This window comes from Butyricimonas synergistica DSM 23225 (genome assembly GCF_000379665.1).
GTDB lineage: Bacteria > Bacteroidota > Bacteroidia > Bacteroidales > Marinifilaceae > Butyricimonas > Butyricimonas synergistica.
Genome location: NZ_KB903367.1, coordinates 391,405 through 409,521, shown reverse-complemented (window position 1 = coordinate 409,521; position 18,117 = coordinate 391,405). Strand labels below are relative to the sequence as shown.

Annotated in this window: 17 protein-coding genes; 10 read left to right on the top strand and 7 right to left on the bottom strand. The window is 43.7% G+C overall.

Going from position 1 to position 18,117, the window contains the following annotated elements; all coding sequences use genetic code 11:
• Positions 1-9: 9 nt before the first annotated feature.
• The 7 genes from A3CY_RS0114115 (at position 10) to A3CY_RS0114085 (ending at position 8,691) form a co-directional block, all read left to right on the top strand.
• Entirely contained in the window at positions 10-2,985 is a 2,976-nt protein-coding gene (locus A3CY_RS0114115; RefSeq protein ID WP_018338579.1) for a glycoside hydrolase family 3 N-terminal domain-containing protein, read from the top strand.
• Positions 2,986-3,132: 147 nt separating this feature from the next.
• On the top strand, positions 3,133-3,825 hold the full coding sequence (locus tag A3CY_RS0114110; RefSeq protein ID WP_018338578.1) for a succinate dehydrogenase cytochrome b subunit: 693 nt from the start codon (positions 3,133-3,135) through the stop codon (positions 3,823-3,825).
• Between the two features lie 92 nt (positions 3,826-3,917).
• Positions 3,918-5,858, top strand: coding sequence for a fumarate reductase/succinate dehydrogenase flavoprotein subunit (locus tag A3CY_RS0114105; protein WP_018338577.1), 1,941 nt, complete (start codon positions 3,918-3,920; stop codon positions 5,856-5,858).
• Positions 5,859-5,877: 19 nt separating this feature from the next.
• Positions 5,878-6,639, top strand: coding sequence for a succinate dehydrogenase/fumarate reductase iron-sulfur subunit (locus A3CY_RS0114100; RefSeq protein ID WP_018338576.1), 762 nt, complete (start codon positions 5,878-5,880; stop codon positions 6,637-6,639).
• A 124-nt stretch (positions 6,640-6,763) separates the two neighbouring features.
• A complete protein-coding gene (locus A3CY_RS0114095) occupies positions 6,764-7,252 on the top strand; it encodes an RNA polymerase sigma factor (protein ID WP_026207684.1) in 489 nt (162 codons plus the stop codon).
• A gap of 11 nt (positions 7,253-7,263) precedes the next feature.
• Positions 7,264-7,848, top strand: coding sequence for a hypothetical protein (locus tag A3CY_RS0114090; protein WP_018338574.1), 585 nt, complete (start codon positions 7,264-7,266; stop codon positions 7,846-7,848).
• 63 nt (positions 7,849-7,911) lie between these two features.
• On the top strand, positions 7,912-8,691 hold the full coding sequence (locus A3CY_RS0114085; protein ID WP_018338573.1) for an alpha/beta fold hydrolase: 780 nt from the start codon (positions 7,912-7,914) through the stop codon (positions 8,689-8,691).
• Between the two features lie 205 nt (positions 8,692-8,896).
• Here the strand turns inward: A3CY_RS0114085 and A3CY_RS0114080 are convergent, their stop codons facing one another.
• Positions 8,897-9,943, bottom strand: coding sequence for a hypothetical protein (locus tag A3CY_RS0114080; protein WP_018338572.1), 1,047 nt, complete (start codon positions 9,941-9,943; stop codon positions 8,897-8,899).
• 127 nt (positions 9,944-10,070) lie between these two features.
• Between A3CY_RS0114080 and A3CY_RS0114075 the strand changes: the two genes are divergently transcribed.
• Both A3CY_RS0114075 and tpx read left to right on the top strand, forming a co-directional pair.
• Positions 10,071-11,042: a type I phosphomannose isomerase catalytic subunit gene (locus A3CY_RS0114075; RefSeq protein ID WP_018338571.1), complete on the top strand. Its 972-nt coding sequence runs from the start codon at positions 10,071-10,073 to the stop codon at positions 11,040-11,042.
• 33 nt (positions 11,043-11,075) lie between these two features.
• Positions 11,076-11,612 (top strand): thiol peroxidase, encoded by a 537-nt coding sequence (tpx, locus tag A3CY_RS0114070; protein WP_018338570.1) that lies wholly within the window; start codon positions 11,076-11,078, stop codon positions 11,610-11,612.
• A 32-nt stretch (positions 11,613-11,644) separates the two neighbouring features.
• Here the strand turns inward: tpx and kdsA are convergent, their stop codons facing one another.
• From kdsA to A3CY_RS0114055, 3 genes are all read right to left on the bottom strand, one after another.
• Complete coding sequence (gene kdsA / locus A3CY_RS0114065; RefSeq protein ID WP_026207682.1) at positions 11,645-12,439, bottom strand: 3-deoxy-8-phosphooctulonate synthase; 795 nt, start codon at positions 12,437-12,439, stop codon at positions 11,645-11,647.
• A gap of 17 nt (positions 12,440-12,456) precedes the next feature.
• Positions 12,457-13,734: a replication-associated recombination protein A gene (locus A3CY_RS0114060; protein WP_018338568.1), complete on the bottom strand. Its 1,278-nt coding sequence runs from the start codon at positions 13,732-13,734 to the stop codon at positions 12,457-12,459.
• Positions 13,735-13,847: 113 nt separating this feature from the next.
• The gene (locus A3CY_RS0114055; protein WP_018338567.1) at positions 13,848-14,147 is read right to left on the bottom strand and encodes a DUF3276 family protein; all 300 of its coding nucleotides are present in this window, start codon (positions 14,145-14,147) and stop codon (positions 13,848-13,850) included.
• A gap of 237 nt (positions 14,148-14,384) precedes the next feature.
• Between A3CY_RS0114055 and A3CY_RS0114050 the strand changes: the two genes are divergently transcribed.
• Complete coding sequence (locus tag A3CY_RS0114050) at positions 14,385-14,603, top strand: hypothetical protein (RefSeq protein WP_018338566.1); 219 nt, start codon at positions 14,385-14,387, stop codon at positions 14,601-14,603.
• A gap of 103 nt (positions 14,604-14,706) precedes the next feature.
• Here the strand turns inward: A3CY_RS0114050 and A3CY_RS0114045 are convergent, their stop codons facing one another.
• The 3 genes from A3CY_RS0114045 to A3CY_RS0114035 are packed head-to-tail and all read right to left on the bottom strand — an operon-like array spanning position 14,707 to position 18,056.
• Positions 14,707-15,903 (bottom strand): OmpA family protein, encoded by a 1,197-nt coding sequence (locus A3CY_RS0114045; protein ID WP_018338565.1) that lies wholly within the window; start codon positions 15,901-15,903, stop codon positions 14,707-14,709.
• 33 nt (positions 15,904-15,936) lie between these two features.
• Positions 15,937-16,680, bottom strand: coding sequence for a YjbH domain-containing protein (locus tag A3CY_RS0114040; protein WP_026207681.1), 744 nt, complete (start codon positions 16,678-16,680; stop codon positions 15,937-15,939).
• A gap of 59 nt (positions 16,681-16,739) precedes the next feature.
• Positions 16,740-18,056 (bottom strand): peptidase associated/transthyretin-like domain-containing protein, encoded by a 1,317-nt coding sequence (locus A3CY_RS0114035; RefSeq protein WP_169503666.1) that lies wholly within the window; start codon positions 18,054-18,056, stop codon positions 16,740-16,742.
• Positions 18,057-18,117: the final 61 nt, after the last annotated feature.

Sequence of the window (18,117 nt, the reverse complement as noted above, 5' to 3'; positions counted from 1 at the left end):
TCTAAATTAATGTACCGTCTCATTCTGTTTTTCGCTATATTTTGCTTGCTTGCCTGCCCGATGACAGGGCGTGCTCAATCGCAATGGGTCGATTCCACCTTGAATACCATGAGTTTGGAAGAGAAGATCGGGCAATTAATTATGGTTGCTGCATACAGCAACAAGGATAGCTTGTATGAAAAACAATTAGGTGAAACATTAGAAAAATACCATATCGGTGGTATCATCTTTTTTCAAGGGAGTCCCGAAAAACAAGCCCTAATGACGAATGATTACCAGCAACAGGCTATCATTCCACTGATGATCGGTATGGATGCTGAAAGCGGCGTGGGGTGGCGTATAAAACCAGCCATGGAGTTTCCGAACCAAACTTTGTTAGGAGCAATTCGTGACACGAACCTGATATACCGCATCGGGCAAGCCATCGGACGGCAATGCCACACCATGGGAATACACGTGAATTTCGCTCCCGTTGCCGACATCAATGTCAATCCTAAAAACCCGGTCATCGGAATCCGGTCGTTCGGGGAGAAAAAAGACGAAGTAGGAAACCGTTCTTTACAATACACCCGAGGACTGGAATCCCAACAAATCATGGCGGTAGCGAAACATTTTCCCGGTCACGGGGATACCGACACCGACTCACATTTTGCCCTTCCCCTTATCAGACACTCGGTAGCCCGTATCGACACGGTGGAACTATATCCTTTCCGGCAATTGATAGCTGCCGGCATTCCCGGCATGATGGTCGCTCATCTAAACGTTCCCTCGTATGACTCGACCAATATACCTGCTTCCTTGTCCCGGCATATCGTAACTGATTTGTTACGGGGAAAAATGCATTTCGACGGGCTATGTTTCACGGATGCCATGAACATGAAAGGGGTTACAAAAGGGAACTCTCCCGGCGAAGCTGACGTGAAGGCTCTCGTGGCGGGAAATGACATATTGCTTTTCCCGGAAAACGTGGAAGCCACGGTCAAGAAAGTCAAAGCAGCTATCCGCAAAGGTATTCTCACGGAAGAAGAAATAGACGAGAAATGTCGCCGGGTTCTTGCCGCAAAAGAAAAATACGTACTCCCTAACACGGGTACGATTGACACGGTCATGCTAACTTCCCGTTTGAACACCCCGGCAGACCAAGCTCTGTTGCAAGAAACCTACGCGGAAGCTATTACACTTATTCAAAATAAAGATTTACTGCTTCCTCTCACCAATCTGGATACTCTGCGTATTGCTTCCCTCAATTTTGGGGATCGGAAAGCCAAAGCTTTTGAAGGGATGTTGGAGAAATACGCACCTTGTGCCCATTTCTCCATTCAGGCAGGGGCAAACAAGGACGCCATTGAAGAACTATTGAAAGATCTATCCGATTACAATTGCGTGATCGTGTACAATAGTGCCGCCCGCAACACCATATCCCGGCAGTTCGGTTCCTCGCAGGTATTATCCGGCATTTTGAAACAACTCAAGGGGAAACGAGTTATATTCTGTCACCCGGCTACCCCCTACGGTCTGGATATTTACAGTTACCTTCCACTGGACGCTATTCTATTAAGTTATTCTCATGATACTCCGGCACAGGAATTCGCGGCACAAGCCATCTTCGGTGGTATTCATGTAAACGGGAAGTTACCCGTGAGCATTAATTACTATTTTCCCGTCGGAACCGGGTTATCTACTCCTAAAGTACGCCTGGGATACCATAAACCCGAGAGTAGCGGGATGCAATCCGAAATATTATATCGCATCGACAGCGTGTGCCAGGAAGCCATTCGAGCGAAAGCAACCCCCGGTTGCCAGGTACTGGTGGCAAAAGACGGCTATGTGGTTTACAACAAAGCTTTCGGTTTCAATACCTACGACAAAAAAAAAGCAAACACGACAGATAATATATACGACATCGCTTCCATCACGAAGATTGCGGCAACTTTGCCGGCTGTCATGATGCTTTACGACCAGCAAGTGATAGCTTTGGATACTCCTATATCCCGTTACTCGTACGCAATTTCGCAATCCAACAAGAAAGACCTGACTATTCGGGAATTGCTTCTTCACAACGCCGGCCTAAAGGCTTCTTTTTCATTTTTCAGCCATGCCATCGACTGGGAAAAAATGCAAGGCAGGTTGTTTACGAGCAAATACACGAAAACGAACACGAAGAAACTACGGGAGCGATTGTATGTCAATCCGAGTTTCAAATACCGTGATAGCACGTTCAGTTTCAAAGGCGGAAAAGACTATCTACTGGTTTCACCCCATTTTTATATGCACCGTCATTTTCAGGATTCTATCCATACTTTACTGCTGAACACGGATTTGTTGCCACAAAAAAAATACACGTATAGCGACCTCGGATTCGTCCTTCTAAAAGATATCGTGGAGGAACAAACCATCACCCCTTTCGACGTGTACAGCCGGGATCATTTTCTAAAAAGATTGGGAGCCTACAATTCCGGTTTTAATGCCCATCTGCACCTCGACATGGACCGGGTTATCCCGTCGAGCGACGACAACGTGTTCCGAAAGTCCGTGTTGAAAGGCTACGTGCACGACCCGATAGCAGCTCTCATGGGTGGCGTATCGGGCAATGCCGGACTATTTGCCACGGCAGAAGATCTGGCTAAAATCATGAGCGTGTACCTTAACCACGGCCAATACGGCGGGGAACAAATAATAGATTCCGCTACCATCGACCTTTTCACCTGTACCCAATTACCGCCCGAGCAAAACCGCCGGGGCTTGGGGTTCGACAAGCCAGAAACTCTCCCCGATAAAACAGGACCTACTTGTGAAGGAACACCCTGCACGAGTTACGGTCACACGGGGTTCACTGGGGCTATTGCCTGGAACGACCCGGAAAACCAACTCATATATATCTTTCTTTCCAACAGAACGTATCCTAACGAGTTTAATGACAAACTTATGAAGGATAATATCCGTACAAAAATTCAAGAAATCATTTACGAGGCAATCGTGAAATAGAGTCCATTCCCCCCACTCATTAGAGAAAAAATTCTTTATATTTAGAATGATTTTAAAATAGCAAGAAGCGTTTAACATGACGGAAAAAAAGATACTTTTGTGCACGAATAAAGAATATAAATAGTTATCAATAAATAGATCTACATTATGAGCAATTTCTTAACATCGTCGATTGGGAAAAAGATGCTCCTGAGTATTTCAGGTCTTTTTCTTATTGCGTTTTTGTGCGTCCACTTGGCACTAAATCTACTACTGATTGTGGATAATAGTGGGGACTTATTCAACATTGGGGCCCATTTCATGGCTACGAATCCCATCATCAAGATCGTGGAACCGATTCTTGCCATCGGATTCATTTTCCATATCGTGCTGGCCTCGATCCTGACTCTTCAAAACAGAAGTGCACGCCCTATCAAGTATGACCGCCGCAACCAAGCAGGCAACTGCACCTGGTCATCCAGAAACATGTACATTCTCGGGGGGCTGGTACTGATCTTTTTGGCTATCCACTTGTGGAACTTCTGGTGGAACATCAAATTCCCGTCATTAGGGACACCACTAGCTGAAACCACAGTAGACGGGGTCGCTATGGAAAACACCTATGCATTAGTTTCCGGTTTGTTCAAATCAAGCGTTATCTATTGCTTACTTTACATCTTGGGTGGCATTTTCCTGGGACTTCACTTGACTCACGGTTTCTGGTCAGCATTCCAATCCATCGGTTTCAGTAACCAGATTTGGAGAAAAAGATTAGAATGTGTTGCTAAAATCTTCGCTTTCATCATCGCGGCAGGATTCAGTATCATTCCGCTTTATTTCATGCTTGGACTGGCGAACTAACACAATTTAGTGATTTCGTGATTTCCGATTTAGTGATTTTCTAACCGGCAATCATAAAATCACAGAATCAGTAAATTTAAAATTAAAAGGTTATGACAGAATTAAATGCTAAAATACCAGCAGGACCGTTAGCCGAGAAGTGGTCGAATCACAAAGCACATATCGGAGTTGTTAGTCCCGCTAATAAAAGGAAATTAGATGTTATCATCGTGGGAACCGGGCTCGCCGGAGGATCTGCTGCAGCCAGCCTTGCTGAATTAGGATATAACGTGACAACGTTCTGCTATCAGGATTCTCCCCGTCGTGCACACTCTATCGCCGCACAGGGAGGTATCAACGCTGCCAAGAACTACACGAATGACAACGACTCTGTATATAGACTATTTTACGAAACAATCAAAGGTGGTGACTACCGTGCGCGGGAAGCTAACGTTTACCGTCTTGCCGAAGTAAGTAACGCCATCATCGACCAGTGTGTCGCTCAAGGTGTACCTTTCGCCCGCGATTATGGCGGTCTTTTGGACAACCGTTCTTTCGGAGGAGCTTTGGTAAGCCGTACGTTCTATGCCCGCGGTCAGACCGGACAACAATTGTTGTTAGGTTGCTACGGTGCCATGAACCGCCAGATCGAAAAAGGGAAAATCAAATCATATACCCGTCACGAGGTGCTTGACATCGTTATCGTGGACGGAAAAGCAAGAGGTGTCATTGCCCGCAACCTCGTTACCGGAAAAATCGAACGTTTCGGGGCTCATGCCGTGGTATTGGCAACCGGAGGGTACGGCAACGTGTTCTTCCTGTCAACCAACGCCATGGGATGTAACGGTAGTGCCGCATGGCAAGCTTACAAACGCGGAGCCATGTTCGGGAATCCTTGCTTCGTGCAAATTCACCCGACTTGTATCCCGGTTCACGGGGATCAACAAAGTAAGTTGACCTTGATGTCCGAGTCATTACGTAATGACGGACGTGTTTGGGTTCCGAAGAAAATCGAGGATGCCAAGAAATTGCAAGCCGGTACTTTAAACCCGAACGATATCCCGGACGAAGATCGTGACTTCTACTTGGAACGTCGTTATCCGGCATTCGGAAACCTTGTTCCGCGTGACGTGGCTTCCCGCGCCGCTAAAGAAAGATGTGACGCCGGATTCGGGGTAAACAACACGGGTAAAGCCGTATTCCTGGATTTCAAATACGCGATCGAACGTTTAGGAAGACACGCAATTGAAGAACGTTACGGGAACTTGTTCCAGATGTACGAGAAGATCACGGCTGTTGACCCGTATAACAACCCGATGATGATTTATCCGGCTATCCACTACTCCATGGGAGGTCTTTGGGTAGACTACAACCTGATGACCACGATTCCCGGATTGTACGCCATCGGAGAATGTAACTTCTCTGACCACGGGGCTAACCGTCTGGGAGCTTCCGCATTGATGCAGGGATTGGCTGACGGATATTTCATCCTGCCGTACACGATCGGAGATTATCTCGCTCATGACATTCAAACTCCGAAAATCAAAACCAATACGCCGGAGTTCGACGCTGCTGAAAAGAACGTTACCGACCATCTGCGTAGATTGTATGACATCAAGGGTACGAAATCACCGGATCACTTCCACAAAGAGTTGGGACACATCATGTGGGATTATATCGGAATGGCTCGTGATGCAGAGGGCTTGAAGAAAGCAATCAAAATGATCGCCGAGTTGAAAGAAGAATTTTACAAGAATTTGCGCGTAACCGGAGAGTTTACCGCCATGAATAACGAGCTTGAGAAAGCCGGACGTGTGGCAGACTTTATCGATATCGCACACCTGATGGCATTGGATGCACTCAATCGTAACGAATCCTGCGGAGGTCATTTCCGTCTGGAATCCGTCACCGAAGAAGGTGAAGCAAAACGTGATGACGAGCACTTCCAGTACGTTTCCGTTTGGGAATACAAGGGAGATAACAAGGAACCCGAAATGTACAAAGAACCGCTCGTGTTCGAGAACATTCAGGTAGCTCAACGTTCTTATAAATAATCTTAAATGAAAAATCGTTATGGCAGATAAAATATTAAAAGAACTAACCCTAAAGATCTGGCGTCAAAAAGACGCAAAGTCGAAAGGCGGTTTTGAAACCTACAAGATTCATAATATTTCAACCGGTAGTTCATTCCTCGAAATGTTGGACATTCTGAATGAACAACTGGTAAGCGAGAACAAAGAACCGGTGGCATTCGACCACGATTGCCGCGAAGGTATTTGCGGTACATGTAGTTTGTTTATCGACGGACGTGCACACGGACCGGACGATGACGTGACTACTTGCCAATTACATATGCGTCGTTTCAACGAAGGCGCAACAATCACGATCGAGCCGTGGCGTTGTGGGGCATTCCCGGTAATCAAAGACTTGATCGTAGACCGAGGCGCTTACGAGAAAATTCTGCAAGCCGGAGGTTACGTGTCCGTGAACACGGGTGGTGTACCTGACGGTAACGCAATTCCAATCGCCAAGCCGGCTGCCGACGAGGCTATGGATGCAGCCGCTTGTATCGGTTGTGGAGCTTGTGCCGCTACTTGTAAGAACTCTTCAGCCATGTTGTTTGTGGCAGCAAAAGTATCCCAATTAGCTCTTCTCCCGCAAGGAAAGATCGAGGCAGCCCGCCGTGCAAAAGCAATGGTTGCCAAGATGGACGAATTGGGATTCGGTAACTGCACCAACACGGGAGCCTGCGAATCAGAGTGTCCGAAGAGCATCTCTATCGAGCACATCGCCCGCTTGAACAGAGAGTTCTTGAAAGCTAAATTGAAAGACTAATTCTACTTAGTTCTATATGGAAAGACCGCCCGGAAAGGCGGTCTTTTTTTATTCTACAATTTTTCCGACCTTACCTGTGATTTTCTGTTATACATGGCGACTAATAAGACAAAGAATCCTAAATATGAAAAACATAGAACTAGAAAACGAATTCATAGCACTTATTGAAAATTATCAACGAGTCATCTATAAAGTTTGCTACCTCTATTCGAAAGATAAGGACAATTTGAATGATTTGTACCAAGAGAGCATATTAAATCTATGGCGCAGTTATCCCCGATTTCGCAATGAATGTAAAGCATCGACTTGGATATACAAAATTACACTGAACACCTGCATCTCATTTTTCAGGCGATTTTCGAAATCTCCAAAATTTGTACCTCTATCAGCAACACTAGAAACCATTATTGATAATAACAATGAAATTGCATTAATTCATGAGTTATATAACCTTATCAATCGCCTAGGAAATTTGGAAAAGGCTCTTATCCTTCTCTACCTAGAAGAAAAATCATATCAAGAAATAGCGAATATCACGGGTTTGTCGCTAACTAACGTGGCAACTCGACTCTGTCGAATAAAAGAAAAATTAAAAAGAATGTCTAACGAATAATCTATAATGTTATGGAACTCGAAGAATTAAAACTCAATTGGCAATTATTGAATAAACAACTGGAGAAAAATGAGATATTAAACAGAAAGATTATTCAAGATATGCTTCAAAAACGTACAATCTCGTCATACAATAAACTTTTTTACGTGGAAATCATTTCTCTTGCCATAGGATTCGCCATTATCCCGACTTTCCTAATTCTAATACAACTTGTAAAATATCCGCCATCACTTCCTTGGATTATAACACTTATGGTTCTTTTTTGCTGTATTATTCTTTGGACAAGCATTAAAATTTGGTGGTTAAGAAAATTCAATATGGAAAATAAAAACATCTTTCAATTGTCTAAAATCATATATACTTATCGGTATTGGACACAAAAAGAATATATCGTGAGTATCTTTTTACTAATAATTTTACTTACAACTCGCTTTATTACCGCTCATGCGCAGAATTATCCTTGGTTTGCAATTCTTCTTATATCTATAACTATTTTAATTCCTATTTATATGATAACATTTTATAAACTTTTCTACAAAAAACATTGCAACAACATCCAAAAAAGCCTGGATGAACTCAAAGAATTCAAAGAATAATTTCAAATTAGCATTATTCATTCCCTCTTTGTAAATTTGCAGAAATAAACAGCGTCAACCACCATGAAATTATTTTTTCGCACAACCGGAGAAGGAACTCCTTTATTGATTCTACATGGATTATGGGGAGCCTCTGAAAACTGGCTTCCCATAGCCCATTCGTTAGAAGACCGTTTTCAAGTTATCTTACCGGATATTCGGAATCACGGGCAGTCCCCTCATGCCGACGAAATGAATTACGAGGTCATGAGCGACGATATTATCGAACTAATCGAGGATTTACGCCTTCCCGAGCCTCCGCGTATCGTGGGGCATTCGATGGGTGGCAAAATCGTGATGGCGTTATTGCTAAAAAGACCAGATATCGTGGACAAAGCTATTATCGTGGATATCGCACCCGTATCCTACTCGCAACGGGATGGAGGAAGCCACAATCGGATCATTGATTTTATGGCAAATTTCGATTTTACCCACTTTACCACACGGGAAGAAGTGCGAGAAGCCATACAACAACACTTTAAGACAGAGCGTTCACAACAATTATTCTTGAAAAATATCAAGAAGACTCCTTCCGGCTTTGAATGGAAAATCAACCACCGGGTACTCAGCCAACATTTTGACGAGATCAGCGGTTGCCCCGGGCAACTCACTCATGATAAGTACGAGAAAGAGATTCTATTTATCAAAGGCGAGCAATCCAACCTGATAACAGGTATCGATTGCCTGCAAGAACAATTCCCGGCAGCCCGTATAAAAGAAATCCCGGGATGCGGACATTGGATTCATAGCGAACAACCTGAAAGACTGGCACAAACGATACTGGATTTCTTTTCACTTCCTTAACGAGAGAAACAAGGTGGAAAAAAGCAGAGAAGAGGGAGAGAATAGGCTACAACTCCAGAGTAACACTTACATAACACCGGAATAACAACCGACTCGTGAAGTGTAGATGAATTGTAATTACAACTGTACAAGAAATACAAAGCCTATTCTTTTCCCCTTCTCAGCAAATACACTACGCAAATTCAACAATTACGTAATCGTGTCACTACTTCGTATCAAAGTTTCCCGTAATGTATATAACGGCTTGAACCCTATTTTCTGCTATTGTACTGTTATAGGCGACTCCCGATTCTAACATAATCGCAGTCAAACGAACCTCGTAATCTTTTTTAGCATTAATTTCCTTCAATCTATTGAGCTTTCCATTTGTGTTTTCATCAAGAGGATATTTTCCATCATAAGCAAATAAATAACTCTCGAAATAAATATCAGACACATTATTTTTCGAGTATACTTCTATTTTGTAGTACACATTTTCATCGTTGAGTTTATTCCAAGTATACTCCCATTTATTAGATACCCCCACGGGCTTGGAACATTTAAAATCAATATCCGAACGTCTTACCGGGGCAAAATTCTCATTCGTGATTCGTTCGTCAAACTTCACGTAATTTTTTGACCCAACTCTACAAGAAAAACGTACTCGACGATTCTCGACAGAATTTGCAACCTCTCCCCTCCAAATATTACTATTGTTATTCACTAATTCGATTTGCCCGGACTTGTCATCAGACAACAAAGCGTAAACGTATCCCGCACGCAAACTCGTGTTGCCGGATACCTGGAAACCTAACTTCGTTTTGATTGCCTCTCCTTCAAAATAATTCAACCAAAATGCATCTCCTGTTAAATTCTGGAGGTAAGAGGGTTTGGATTCATATTCTCTCTTCCCCCATTTATTTGTTACGATAAAATCTCTGGAATTACATTCAAGTACCGTCCATTTATCCGTGGTTCCATCCTTCCATTCCACGGCGAGCGTGTTCAGCCCCTCGTCCCTCCAAACTCCGGCAACCGTATCGGCTTGTCCTCGTATATCAAGCCCCCTAATTTCGCCATTTTTATCAAAACGGTTTATATCCAATACATTTTCATCCGTGAACGAAAGACGATTACCACTCGTTCCCCCGTTATAATACCAATCGACACCTGTCATCCGGTTGGTATCCAATTGAAACTCTTTGTCATCATCGCTACACCCACCCAGGAACATTCCTGCCGCGATGATACTTAACATACCTAATTTCTTCATTTCATTCCGTTTTTATAATATTAGCGTAATTCTAACCACAAAATTACATCATAAATCACAAACCCCAACTACAAAATTTCTATCTTTGTTTTCTGTACAATAATTATGCCTAATAAAGAAATAAATCATGTTATACCCGTTAAAATTCCATCCTATTCTCAAAAAAAAGATATGGGGAGGAGAAAGATTAAGTTACAAGAGTGAACAACACGAGGAATCCATCGGTGAAAGCTGGGAAATTTCAGCAGTGCAAGATAACATATCAGTCGTTTCGAACGGAATTCTTGCCGACAACGATTTGCAGGAATTGATAGAGGTGTACATGGGCGATCTTGTCGGTGACAGCGTGTACGAGAAATTCGGTATAGAATTCCCGTTATTAATCAAGTACATCGACGCCAACGATAATCTCTCGATCCAAGTGCATCCAGACGACGAAACCGCCAAGGAACGCCATAACGCCTACGGGAAAACTGAAATGTGGTACATGGTAGATGCAGAGAAAGACGCCTCACTCGTCATGGGATTCAACAAGGAAACCGATAAGGCGGAATACCTGCAAGCCTTACGCTCCAACGAACTGATGAAACTATTAAACACGGAAAAAGTAAAGAAAGGGGATAGTTTCTTCATTCCTGCCGGGCTGGTTCACGCCATCAACAAGGGATGCTTTATCGCCGAGATACAACAAACTTCCGACATTACTTACCGGATATACGATTACGACCGGAAAGACGCCGACGGCAATTTAAGGGAATTGCATACCGACTTGGCAACGGACGTAATCGACTATCATTATCACCCCAAGCATAAAGTGGATTACACGCCACAAGACAATACATCCGTGCAGCTGGTGAAATGCCCTTATTTCACGACCAACCTGCTCGTTTTCGACCGGGATATAGAGAAAGAATACGTGCGATTAGACTCGTTCGTGATTTACATGTGCCTGCAAGGAAAATTCACGATCACCACCGGAGAATGTGAACCCGTGGTAGTGAATAAAGGCGAAACGGTGCTTGTACCCGCTTGCTTTAAAAACCTCACGTTATACCCGGATGATGTAACACAATTACTGGAGATTTACGTAGAAGAATAAACTACAATTAAAAACAATCTCAAACAAAGAATTATGGTATTTACAAATTTTCTAATAAAAGTAATTCTCATCACCACGGTCACGTTAGGTGGTGCCAAAATAACATTGGACGGCACCTTCCCGAAAGTCGGTGATAAAGCTCCGGATTTCACTCTCGTGAACGGGGAATTGAAAGACATCTCGTTAAGCGATTTTAAAGGTAAACGAGTATTATTGAATATCTTTCCCAGCCTTGACACGAAGACCTGTGCCATGTCCGTGAGAGAATTTAACGAAAAGGCTGCCGACATGGAGAACACGGTCGTTCTGGCAATATCCAAAGACCTTCCGTTTGCCCAATCCCGGTTCTGCTCGACAGAGGGAATTAAAAATCTCACCAGCCTATCGGCATTCAGAAACGCTACTTTCGGGAAAGACTACGGGGTTGCCATAAAAGACAGTCCGATGGCAGGATTACTAGCCAGAGCTGTCATTATCATTGACGAGAACGGGAAAATCATTTACACCGAACTTGTACCCGAGCTCAAGCATGAACCAAATTACAAAGCGGCTTTAGCTGCCTTGAAATAAAAGAAAGGGGATCGATTAAATCCCCTTTTCTTTTATAATGCCTTTCTGATTCTCACGAGTTTTTCCAACAACCCGTCAATCAAATCTAATCGTAACATATTTGCCCCGTCGGATTTGGCACAGCGAGGATCGGCATGAGTTTCAATGAAAATACCATCCGCCCCGACAGCAATACCAGCCTTGGCAATGCTCTCGATCAATTCCGGTTGTCCCCCGGTTACCCCGGAAGACTGGTTCGGTTGTTGCAGGGAATGGGTCACGTCCACCACCACGGGGCATTGACAAGCTTGTTGCATCACACGGATACCCCGGAAGTCCACCACTAAATCCTGATAACCGAACGTGGTTCCTCTTTCCGTAACCATCACGTTATTATTCTCGGATTCCCGAACCTTATCGACAGCAAACTTCATGGACTCGGGTGAAAGGAATTGACCTTTCTTGATGTTCACGATCTTTCCGGTCTTGGCGGCAGCGACTAACAAATCCGTCTGACGGCATAGGAACGCCGGGATCTGCAATACATCCACGTACTCGGCTGCCATTTCAGCATCCCGTTCGGTATGAATATCCGTTACCACGGGAATATGCAATTCCTCTCTCACTTTAGCCAGTATCTTCAACGCTTTCTCGTCCCCAATCCCCGTGAAGGAATCCAACCGAGAACGATTCGCCTTTTTAAACGACCCCTTGAACACGTATGGAATCCCCAATCTATCAGTAACTTTCTTCACGTGTTCCGCAATATTCAAAGCCATCTCCTCCCCCTCGATCACACAAGGTCCGGCTAACAAAAAAAACATCTCTTGATTTATCAACTTATCCATATTACAATTTTGCATTTTCAATTATTCCTGTATTTCTTCCACCACGCTTTCAAGCGTTCCAATATCTTTACTTCCTGTGCGTTCTGCTGTGGATGATAGAATTTCTTATTCTTCAACTCTTCCGGTAAATACGGTTGTTCCACGAAATTACCAGGATAGTCATGCGGGTACTTGTAATCCTGCCCGTAGTTCAAATCCTTCATCAATTTCGTTGGGGCATTGCGTAAATGCAAGGGCACGGGCGAATTACCCGTCTGTTTTACCGTAGCCATAGCAGCATCAATAGCTAAATATGCCGAATTACTTTTCGGGGAAGTGGCAAGATAAATGACACATTCGGACAGAGGGATACGAGCCTCCGGCATCCCGATCTTGTGCACGACCTCGAAGCAAGTATTCGCTATCAAGATAGCATTCGGGTTCGCCAATCCGATGTCCTCGGCGGCAGAAATAATCAGACGCCTGGCGATAAACTTCGGATCTTCCCCACCTAACAACATTCGAGCCATCCAGTAAACGGCAGCGTTCGGGTCACCACCCCGGACAGATTTAATCATCGCCGACACCATATCATAATGCTGTTCCCCATCCTTGTCATACATCAGCGGGTTCTCGTGCAATTCCCGGTGTACTGCTTCGTTATCGATAACAATATCTCCTTCTCCCAAGCCATTCACCACGAGTTCCAGAATATTCAACAATTTCCGGGCATCCCCGCCACTGTATGAGATCATTGCCTCTTTCTCCTTCACCGTGATATTCCGTTTGCTGAGATAATAATCCTTAGCCAAAGCACGATCAATCAAATCTTCCAGATCCTTTTTCTCCTGCGATTTCAGCACATACACTTGGCAACGGGAGAGCAAAGGCGATATAACCTCGAAAGAAGGATTCTCGGTAGTTGCACCAATAAGCGTCACAGTCCCTTTCTCTACAGCCGCCAACAACGAATCCTGCTGCGCTTTCGAGAAACGATGAATCTCGTCAATAAACAAGATCGGGTTCGGCGAATTGAAAAAACGCTGGCTTTCCGCTTTCTGAATTACTTCCCTAACATCTTTCACCCCGGAACTCACGGCACTCAGCACGTAAAACGGACGATTCAGTTGTTCGGCAATAATCATCGCCAAAGTGGTCTTCCCCACTCCCGGGGGACCCCACAAGATAAAAGACGATACCACCCCGGAATCTATCATTTTCCGAAGTACCTTTCCCGGTCCTACCAAATGTTGCTGCCCGATATAGTCTTCTAAAGACTTGGGACGCATTCGTTCTGCTAAAGGCTTATTCTCCATTTCTCTCCTTATTCTATCCCCACAAAGATAGGAAAAGTTTAGAAGAAGTCTAAAGTTAAAAAATAAAAGCGGAACGTTATCACGTTCCGCTCCATATGCTAGTTGCAGTTTAGTTACAGATCAGAATTTTTCTCAGGAAGTTCGCCATTGATTGCAGCTTTTACCACTCCAATAGCCTCTTCTAAGCCCTCGACAAACTTGTCAAAGTCTTCTTTATACAAGAACACTTTGTGTTTCTCGTAGCTCGCATTCCCGTCATTGTCAAATTTTTTCTTGCTCTCGGTGATCGTCAAATAATAGTCATTATTGCGTGTCGCCTTCACATCAAAAAAATAAGTTCTTTTCCCTGCTTTCACTGCATTGGAATAGATTTCATCCCGATCCATTCCGTCATTTTGTTCGTATCCTTCCATTGTTATCTCGATTTTATTTGACTTTGCACCCCAAAGGTAGAAAAAACAAAGTAATAAATAGACTTTTTTAATCTTTTTTTTCCTCATGGCACTTTCCCCCACGACAATAAAGTACTTTTAGAACAATCTAAAATTATCCCCGTATACCCATTCATAAAAATAAAGACAAAACCGAACCAGACGCTTGGGGAGTCGAAGTAATAATCGTATTTTTGTTTAAACTAAACGAATAATATTATGCTAGGAACCTATTTTATTATCATACTGGTATTGGTCGGGATAGCTTTCATCGGCTTGGGAATAACAACATTCTTCAGTAAGAAGAAAAAATTCCCGGATACACATATAGGTAAAAACAAAGCTATGCGGGAAAGGGGCATCAGTTGTGCCGCCACTACCGACCGCAAGGAAAGAGAAAACTATAAACCCATCGAGGTTGGTAAACAAGAAAAATAAATAAAGGGGTTGGTAAACCACCCCCTTTATTTATAGCCCACGAGCTTTAGTTTATTTGTATTATTGAATTCACGGACATTTTAAATCTCGCAGACCTTCAATATTATTTTTCTCCAAGAATCATAACTAAACGATTGTAGTTATTCACCTTGAAGGGTTGATCCTGGTCACCCAATCCAATGTAAGACAAACGGTCTGACGAAACCCCGAATTTCTTAACCAACAGATCGTAAACGCTCTTTGCGCGTCTTTCGCTAAGTTTCTGGTTAAAATACTTGCTTCCGGTCTGCTTGTCAGCATATCCCACAACCTTCATCTTTACACTCGGATTTGCAGCCATATAATTAGCAACGGCTTGCAGAACCACCATTTGTTCCGCTTTCACGGCACTCTTGTTGATCGTGAAACCAACGTATTGAGTGAAATCTTGTCTGGCAGCGGCAGCAATAGCTTCAGCTTTCTCAGCCTCGGTCAAGGCAAGTTCCTTTTGAGCCACTTGCTCGGCAACCCTGGCAGCCTCCAGCTGAGATTGCGTGTTTCGCAATTCTGATTCCAGAGCGTTGATCTTGTCGTTCAACTGTTGGCGAACACGCTCGGCTCCACTCTCGTAACGGGTAAACTTTTTGCCCCCGAAGGTGTAAGTCGCACCGATAGATAACGAAAGCAACCCGTCCTGATAGGAACGTCCGGCAATTTCTTCCGAACCCGTATATTTATTGGTATAGAAGAACGTCGGCAACAAATGCGTGCGAGCCTCCAGATCAATAGCCCAATATTTGTTGATATTGTACTTTCCACCCAACCCGAGCGAACCGTTTACAAGGACATCCACTTGCTTGTTGTGGAATTTACCGAAACTCAAGCCCGGACCTATAAAGAAATTCATATCCCATTTGTTCTCAGGGTCATATTGACGCCACAAGTTCGTCAAGTTCAACATGAAGTCCAGGTTCAAATTGATGTACTTACGCTCAAATTTATTGAACACGCCACCATTATTCAAACGGTTGACATCAGTGTACATCTTGGATTGCCATCCGGACACCTGTCCGCGAAGCCCCCAGTAGGGATCCATCCATTTACCCACGGACAGATTCACCAACGGTTCGATTACTTTCCCGAAACCGTGGTCAAAATTATCCTGCGTCAGGTAACCTTGCGCTCCCACACCAATACTGATAAAAATATTATCCTTAAATCTAGGAGACATATATTTTACATCCGTATCGATCGTCTGGGCACTTACCGAATAGGAAGCCCCCACAACGAGCGCAGAGAGTAATAAAGTCTTTATTTTCATTCTATTTTTATTTACAGTTTATCAAATTCCTCGTTATTTACCTTTTAAATAAATCTTGTATGCCAGCCCTCCCGAAAAATATTGCCCGTCCTGCAAAACAACTTGCATAAAAAGATGTTTGAAGAGCAGGTAGTTGGCACCAACAAAGAGACTTTTCGAATCATGCTGTACGATCAGATTCAAGTTCGGAGCAAACGAGGGCTTATAACTAATTCCCCCGGAAAACCCATTCAGGCGATTGGAAGCCCGTCTGTTATACTGATATGCCAAATGTACCCCGATCTGTTCGGTCTTGCTGACGTTCACGTGTTTCGTTACCGCCAGGTAAAACTTGTTGAAGTACTGGTTATTGGACTCTTCTGTCATGAGCCCGCCCCCGTTACTTTGCGTATACAAGTCGTTTGACCCGAAAACCACTGCCGGACGGTATTTCCTTTCCGTCAGCGCCCGTAAACGAACAGAAAAAGCACGATCCTGGTTGACAAACCTTCCTTTCTTCTCCGGCACAAACTTATCGGTAGCCTTGAACAAGGTACACGTGTAAGCGACCTCGAGGAAAGGCAAAAACGTGATATTCAGGAAATAATTGTACGTGTTATACGGAAACCCGTTAGGAGTTATCCGGTCGTGTAAAAAATTACCACCGAGCATCACCATCTTGTCAGGCTGCATATCAGCAGACGGACTGTTCAACAATCCGGTCGTACCCAACGTTAATTGCGCCGAAAGCATGAAAGTGCTCAAGATAAATATACCAGTAAGTAATATCTTTTTCATATTCATATCCATGATATTTTGCTTTCGGCTTCCACTTAACGTTCGATTCGTTTTCTAAATTAATCTCCAATAACCATACCACCGCCGGCACCACCGTGATACACGTGACCACAGCTTCCGTGAGAATGATGAGCTCCACAATAGTCGATTTCCACGAATATAGACACCTTACCAGCTACTTTCACGTTAGCTTTCAACTCTACGGCAGCATTACCCGCTTTTTTGTACACTTTGAACGTGAACACGTAGTAATCCATAGATTGCTCGCCCTTAGACAAAAGATGGTAATCATAAGGTAACGTAATAGGATCTCTCAACGTGAACACCGCGTCAACTGCAGCACCGATAGATGATTTGAATTCCGCCACATTTACTTTTGCCATGATTGCACTTTTCACCAAATCCTCGATTTGTTGCTTATCGGAAGCATTCGTGATGCTATTCCATTCGTTGCCAAAAGTCAACTCGGCACCCTCGAATTTCTTGTAAGGAATTTGAGTAATAGAAGCCGGAGAAACATTATTATTCGTGATAGCCGCAATAGCCGGAAGAGTTTCCGTAACAGCATCCAAAGTCATGTCACTTGCCATATATACCATACGGTATTGAGAGAAGTGAGTCAACGACACGTTATATTTATCATTGTCATAAACGATACCATCCGTCAAAACAGTCCAGTCACCCGCGTTGTTGTTCGCACGGTATTGCAATTGAGTATTCGCCAAATAATAATCAGCCAAAGCATCGTATGCCACGCTCCATTGCACGGGATTCAAGAATTTCGTTCCACTAGGACCGAACTCTCCCAACAAGAATTGAGCGGCAGCTTCTTGCGTTCCGTTTACTTCAACAGCTTGTTTTACATCGTCAAGAACGGTCATCGTGATCTGCGTGTTGGCAGTCAAAGCCCCGGCAGGGATAGACAATTCACCACCGCCATTTGCAACAACTCCTCCTTCAACACCTACTTCACCCGTTCCCGGATTCGAGGTATTCTCGCGATACATCGTCAATTGTACGTTCACGGCAATCAATTGTCCCGTGATCTTATCCCCGGCACTGGGTACAACCACTTTGTAAGAAATAGGATCATATCCCGTCTTACTCAACGATAAAGTGTATGTGTCCGGACTAGCCACCGTAACAATAAAGTTTGCGTCACCCGCAGCAACAACACCATTCTTGTCGCTCGTCACGGTAACCCCTTTCAGAGTTTCCAGATTTCCATTATTATTGGCAACAATCGTCCCTTCGATAATGTACTTGTTAGGAACCTCTTCCGGAATCTGAACAACCGGAATATCTTCCTTCGTGTAACAGCTACTGAAAAGCGTACCGAAGACAACCATTACCATTAGTATAGCTTTTGCGCTCATACCAAAATGTTTTACTTCTTTTCTCATCATTCTTTCATTTATAAAGGTTTACACTTGTTTA

Bases quoted from the DNA above. Each gene is read 5' to 3' on its own strand.
- A3CY_RS0114115 (WP_018338579.1), top strand. From the start codon at position 10: ATGTACCGTCTCATTCTGTTTTTCGCTATATTTTGCTTGCTTGCCTGC.
- A3CY_RS0114110 (WP_018338578.1), top strand. From the start codon at position 3,133: ATGAGCAATTTCTTAACATCGTCGATTGGGAAAAAGATGCTCCTGAGT.
- A3CY_RS0114105 (WP_018338577.1), top strand. From the start codon at position 3,918: ATGACAGAATTAAATGCTAAAATACCAGCAGGACCGTTAGCCGAGAAG.
- A3CY_RS0114100 (WP_018338576.1), top strand. From the start codon at position 5,878: ATGGCAGATAAAATATTAAAAGAACTAACCCTAAAGATCTGGCGTCAA.
- A3CY_RS0114095 (WP_026207684.1), top strand. From the start codon at position 6,764: ATGAAAAACATAGAACTAGAAAACGAATTCATAGCACTTATTGAAAAT.
- A3CY_RS0114090 (WP_018338574.1), top strand. From the start codon at position 7,264: ATGGAACTCGAAGAATTAAAACTCAATTGGCAATTATTGAATAAACAA.
- A3CY_RS0114085 (WP_018338573.1), top strand. From the start codon at position 7,912: ATGAAATTATTTTTTCGCACAACCGGAGAAGGAACTCCTTTATTGATT.
- A3CY_RS0114080 (WP_018338572.1), bottom strand. From the start codon at position 9,943: ATGAAGAAATTAGGTATGTTAAGTATCATCGCGGCAGGAATGTTCCTG.
- A3CY_RS0114075 (WP_018338571.1), top strand. From the start codon at position 10,071: ATGTTATACCCGTTAAAATTCCATCCTATTCTCAAAAAAAAGATATGG.
- tpx (WP_018338570.1), top strand. From the start codon at position 11,076: ATGGTATTTACAAATTTTCTAATAAAAGTAATTCTCATCACCACGGTC.
- kdsA (WP_026207682.1), bottom strand. From the start codon at position 12,439: ATGGATAAGTTGATAAATCAAGAGATGTTTTTTTTGTTAGCCGGACCT.
- A3CY_RS0114060 (WP_018338568.1), bottom strand. From the start codon at position 13,734: ATGGAGAATAAGCCTTTAGCAGAACGAATGCGTCCCAAGTCTTTAGAA.
- A3CY_RS0114055 (WP_018338567.1), bottom strand. From the start codon at position 14,147: ATGGAAGGATACGAACAAAATGACGGAATGGATCGGGATGAAATCTAT.
- A3CY_RS0114050 (WP_018338566.1), top strand. From the start codon at position 14,385: ATGCTAGGAACCTATTTTATTATCATACTGGTATTGGTCGGGATAGCT.
- A3CY_RS0114045 (WP_018338565.1), bottom strand. From the start codon at position 15,903: ATGAAAATAAAGACTTTATTACTCTCTGCGCTCGTTGTGGGGGCTTCC.
- A3CY_RS0114040 (WP_026207681.1), bottom strand. From the start codon at position 16,680: ATGAAAAAGATATTACTTACTGGTATATTTATCTTGAGCACTTTCATG.
- A3CY_RS0114035 (WP_169503666.1), bottom strand. From the start codon at position 18,056: ATGAGCGCAAAAGCTATACTAATGGTAATGGTTGTCTTCGGTACGCTT.